This is a genomic window from Streptomyces sp. Ru73, assembly GCF_002920575.1.
GTDB lineage: Bacteria > Actinomycetota > Actinomycetes > Streptomycetales > Streptomycetaceae > Streptomyces.
Genome location: NZ_PQSQ01000185.1, coordinates 1 through 4,976, shown reverse-complemented (window position 1 = coordinate 4,976; position 4,976 = coordinate 1). Strand labels below are relative to the sequence as shown.

4 protein-coding genes and 1 pseudogene are annotated in these 4,976 nt (G+C 70.4%); 3 read left to right on the top strand and 2 right to left on the bottom strand.

The features are described 5' to 3' along the window. A pseudogene (locus C3486_RS36180) lies at nt 1-430 on the top strand (glycine dehydrogenase (aminomethyl-transferring)); the annotation flags it as partial. Between the two features lie 104 nt (nt 431-534). Here the strand turns inward: C3486_RS36180 and C3486_RS36175 are convergent. Beyond that, nucleotides 535-741 (bottom strand): DUF5999 family protein, encoded by a 207-nt coding sequence (locus C3486_RS36175; RefSeq protein ID WP_030263889.1) that lies wholly within the window; start codon nt 739-741, stop codon nt 535-537. Between the two features lie 436 nt (nt 742-1,177). After that, nucleotides 1,178-1,762 (bottom strand): hypothetical protein, encoded by a 585-nt coding sequence (locus C3486_RS36170; protein WP_103837092.1) that lies wholly within the window; start codon nt 1,760-1,762, stop codon nt 1,178-1,180. A 533-nt stretch (nt 1,763-2,295) separates the two neighbouring features. On the opposite strand from C3486_RS36170, the gene C3486_RS36165 reads away from it, so the two are divergent. Beyond that, entirely contained in the window at nt 2,296-3,798 is a 1,503-nt protein-coding gene (locus C3486_RS36165) for a glutamate-cysteine ligase family protein (RefSeq protein WP_103837091.1), read from the top strand. 362 nt (nt 3,799-4,160) lie between these two features. Continuing rightward, nucleotides 4,161-4,976 carry a CPBP family intramembrane glutamic endopeptidase gene (locus tag C3486_RS36160; RefSeq protein ID WP_103837090.1) on the top strand — a complete coding sequence of 272 codons (816 nt, stop codon included), beginning with the start codon at nt 4,161-4,163 and terminating at the stop codon, nt 4,974-4,976.

Here is a 4,976-nt window from a genome sequence, read left to right as displayed (position 1 = left end):
CGTACGGCCGCTGACCAAGGCCACCGGCGTCAGCATCGACGACGTCGCCAAGCGCCTGATCGACTACGGCTTCCACGCCCCGACGATGTCCTTCCCCGTGGCCGGCACGCTCATGATCGAGCCGACCGAGAGCGAGGACCTCGCCGAACTGGACCGGTTCTGCGACGCGATGATCGCCATCCGCGCGGAGATCGAGAAGGTCGGCACGGGGGAGTGGGACAAGGACGACAACCCGCTCCGCAACGCCCCGCACACCGCGGCCTCCCTCACCGGCGAGTGGACCCACCCCTACACCCGCGTGGAAGCCGTCCACCCGGCCGGCGTCGACCCCGCCGCCAAGTACTGGCCGCCGGTGCGCCGCATCGACGGCGCCTTCGGCGACCGCAACCTCGTGTGCTCCTGCCCGCCGCTGGAGGACTACGACGGCTGACCGCCGTCCGGCGCCCGTGACCGCACGGCACGGGCGCCCGCACACAAAAGGGCCCTCGGCGATCTCCGCCGGGGGCCCTGCTCGTTCCGTTCCCGCTCACCGCATCAGGCTGCGGTGACGACCTGCCCGGTGCCCATCGGCCGGTGCGGGTCGATGACCTGCCCGTCCGGCAGGAGCTCACCGGTGTCCTCGAAGAGGAGGACGCCGTTGCACAACAGGCTCCAGCCCTGCTCCGGGTGGTGCGCCACGAGATGGGCGGCCTCCCGGTCGGCGGACTCTGCTGACGGACACGGTGGCTGGTGCTGGCACATGGATGCTGTCTTTCGCTGCGGTGTGGTGGTGGACGTCTTCCTGCGACGCGATGAGGTGTTCATGGCCGCCTCCCCCGTTCGGTAGTTCGCTCCCAGTGTTGCTCTACGGACGTGATTCCGCAGGGATTTCGCAGCAGCGGTACTTACTCGGTAGGGACGCATCACCCGTGCGGGCGGTTGCCGCCCCGGAGACCGCACCTCCGGGTGGTTCCGCCTGGTCATTCCGGGCTAGTTCGCTGGGGGAACGGCGCGTTCGGAGGAGTGGTCGGACAGCCGTGCAGCCGCGCACGAGCCCCCGTACGTAGGCGCAGCCGTACGAAAGCGGGCGCCCTTGGACAGCAGTGCGCCCCGCGGTGAGGAGAACCGCGGGGCGCACTCCGGCAAGGAGCTGCCTGCCCAGTCGGCGGCGCTTCGAGGGACGCCGCACACCGGGACCCTAGGCCGGCGAGCCGAGCAGAGGTGCCGGCGCGATGCGCAGCGTGAGGCGGGACAGGAGATCGGCGACACGGTGCGGCCGGTGAGCGGCGATGCCGGGCGGCGCCGGGGCCAGTGGGACCAGCAGGTCCCCGGGCGCCGGGCAGCCTTCGGCACCGTCCGCCGTGACGTCCTCGTGCAGCCACAGCGTGAGCATGTACAGCTCCGGCACGGACAGCAGCCGTGGCTGATAGTCGGCGGGCACGGACTCCGCCTGATGCAGGGCCCGTTCGATCGCGGTCACGTACGGCCCCTCACCGAAGTGCGAGAACGCCCAGCCGTCCGGCGTGAGCATGGCGTCCGCCGTGGCCAGCGCACGCTCGCCACCACGGATGAGGAATCGCCAGCCGGTCAGGCGGGTACGCGGGGTGCCGCGACGGGAGACGTCGTCGAGCACATGGACGGGCAGGGGCCGTTCGGGACGCAGCGGTCCCTGGTGGACACGGAGGGCGGGAGTCGGGGCCTCACGTACGGCGGTAGGAGAACCGAGGGCGGTGAGGACGCTGCGCAGGGCGGGAGCGGGAGCAGGGGGTACATGCAGCGGCATGGTGGGTCGCCTCTCACTTGGGAGACACGGTGGTGCTGGGCAAGTGCGGACGGCGCTGTCAGCAGGCGGGAGCAGAGCGTGGCCGACCAGGCCGTGGCCCGGCGGGGGTGTCAGCCGCTGTGCCTCAGCCTCGGAAATGCCCCGCTAGCTGGGCGCCAACTCTCTGCCTCGTCCACGAAGTTTATACGACAGGTGTTCAGTGCTCGTTTCGGCTACCGCTGACGGAGATTTTTGGCAAGACGAAATACAGCCCGTTCTCCACGGTGTTTTCGATGCAATTATGCACCCCGCCGGCGCGCGGACCTCGGATTACCTCGACGGCGCGGTCGGCCGGATGTCATCGTGCTTTGGAACAGGGACAATGCGCGGGGCCCGAGCCCCCGCCGTATGCCCTCGGAATGTGCCATTCGGTCCGACCTCCCCAGCCTATCGGGGGCACCCGGCCCCCCGAGGCGTTATCGAACCGATTGCCGGGCATCATCGACCGCACGGACCCGCGGCCGCGGGTCGGCCATGTCAGGAGGGACGCTCCGATGGGGGAGAAGGTCACTGCCGGTGGAATTGATCCCGGCGACCGGCAGCGTTATCGAAGAAGGCTCAACGAGTGCCTGGAGGGATTGACGAGGCTACTCGACGAGAAGCGGTTCGACCGCCCCAAGAACCTCATGGGGCTCGAGATAGAATTGAATCTTGCCAGCGCCGACGGCATGCCCAGGATGATGAACTCCGAGGTGCTGGAACGCATCGCCAGCAGGGATTTCCAGACCGAGCTCGCCCAGTTCAACCTGGAAGTCAATATCCTCCCGCACCGCCTCTCCGGACGCGTACTGGACCAGCTCGCCGAAGAACTGCGCACCGGCCTCGCCTACGCCGACCGCAAGGCCCGCGAGGTCGCGGCCCGCATCGTCATGATCGGCATCCTGCCCACCCTCACCGCCGACGACCTGGTCTCCTCCAACCTCTCCGAGGCCGACCGCTACACACTCCTCAACGACGAGATGCGCGCAGCACGCGGCGAGGACTTCGAGATCGACATCGAAGGGGTGGAACGGCTCACCGCCACCTCACCCTCCATCGCGCCCGAAGCCGCCTGCACCTCCGTACAGCTCCACCTCCAGGTCACCCCCGGCCGCTTCGCCGCCGTATGGAACGCCGCCCAGGCGCTCACCGCCGTCCAGATCGCCATCGGCGCCAACTCGCCCTTCCTCTTCGGCCGCGAACTGTGGCGCGAATCCCGGCCGCCCGTCTTCCAGCAGTCCACCGACACCCGCCCGCCCGAACTCCAGGCCCAGGGCGTCCGCCCCCGCACCTGGTTCGGCGAACGCTGGATCGACTCGGCCTACGACCTCTTCGAGGAGAACGTCCGCTACTTCCCGCCGCTCATCCCCAAGTGCGGCGAGGAGGACCCGCTCGCCGTCCTGGAGAAGGGCGGCGTACCGGAACTCTCCGAACTGATCCTGCACAACGGCACGGTCTACCGCTGGAACCGCCCCGTCTACGCCGTCACCGAAGGCGTCCCCCACCTCCGCGTCGAGAACCGCGTCCTGCCCGCCGGCCCGACCGTCACCGACGTGATCGCCAACGCCGCCTTCTACTACGGCCTCGTACGCGCCCTCGCCGACGACCCCCGGCCCGTCTGGACCCGGCTGCCGTTCGCCGCCGCCGAGGAGAACTTCGAGACCGCCTGCCGCTACGGCATCGACGCCGCCCTCCAGTGGCCGCGCCCCGGCCGCTCCGGAGGCATCGCCCAGATCCCCGCCGTACGCCTCGTCCTCCAGGAACTTCTGCCCATGGCCGCCGCCGGCCTCGACGGCTGGGGCGTGGCCCCCGCCGACCGCGACCACTACCTCGGCGTCATCGAGGCCCGCTGCCGCCGCCGCGTCAACGGCGCCTCCTGGCAGGCCGCCGCCTATCACCGCGCACTGCAGAAGGGCCTCGACCGCAAGGAAGCCCTGGCCGCCATGACCCGCCGCTACAGCGAACTGATGCACGACGGGCGGCCGGTGCACGAATGGCCACTGGAGGACTTCGGGTAGCAGGCAACGGCCCGGGCAGCGGACACGCGGGCACGTCACGCACGCAGGAAGCAGGGGCGCGCGGCCCGAACGGGCGCCCCTGCACTGCCGCGAAGCCGCCGTCCGCACCGCACACCGCACCCCCCCGTGCTGACGCCCCCAGGAACCTGGGGCAAGCTGTGACCTTCCACTGCGGTGCACCTTCCCGTCCGCATCGTGGCGCCCAGCGGCGGACAATCCGCCCCGCACGCGACGACGCACAAGGGAAACGCCTCGCGGACGGCGCGCGTTCCGGCCTGTCGCGCGCCCTCCTCGTACCCGCCTTCGAGACCCTGGCGGGGCAGTGGACGCGTACCGGCGCTACCGCGGAACTGGAGGCAGGCGTGCAGTCCGAAGTGCACCCCGTTGCTGAACCTCGCCCCGACGACGGCCCCTCCGACGGCCTCACGCGCGGCACACTGAGGAACGAGACGCTGATCGTCCTCGCGCTCTCCCTCGGAGCCAGCGCCGTATCGGCCCTCATCAGCTTCGTGGGCTCCCTCACCAAACCCGGCGGCCTCGCGGACCAGGCCGCGAACCTCAACAGCTCCCAGGCACCCGGCCGCCCCTGGCTCGACCTGGCCTGGCAGCTCTTCGGGATCGCCACCGCGCTCGTCCCCGTACTGCTCGTCGCCCACCTGCTCCACAGGGAGCGCGCGGGCGGCCTGCCCGCCCTCGGCCTCGACCGCCGGCGCCCCGCCTTCGACCTCGGCTGGGGCCTCCTGGTGGCAGCCGCCATCGGAGGCAGCGGCCTGCTGCTCTACCTGGCCGCCCGGGCGGCCGGCGCCAACCTCACCGTCGTCCCCGAATCGCTCCCCGACGTCTGGTGGAAGTTCCCGGTCCTGATCGCCTCGGCCGTCCAGAACGCGGTGGTCGAAGAAGTGATCGTCCTGGGCTACCTGCTGCGCCGCCTCGGCCAGTTGGGCTGGTCACCGACGGCCGCCCTCCTCACCAGCTCGGTCCTCCGCGGCTCGTACCACCTGTACCAGGGCATCGGCGGCTTCATCGGCAACATCGTCATGGGCGCACTCTTCGTACTTATCTACCGCCGCTGTGGACGCATCGCCCCCCTCATCGCCGCCCATGCCACCATCGACCTAGTCGCATTCACCGGCTACGCCCTCCTCGCAGGAAGGGTGAGCTGGCTGCCAACGGGGTGA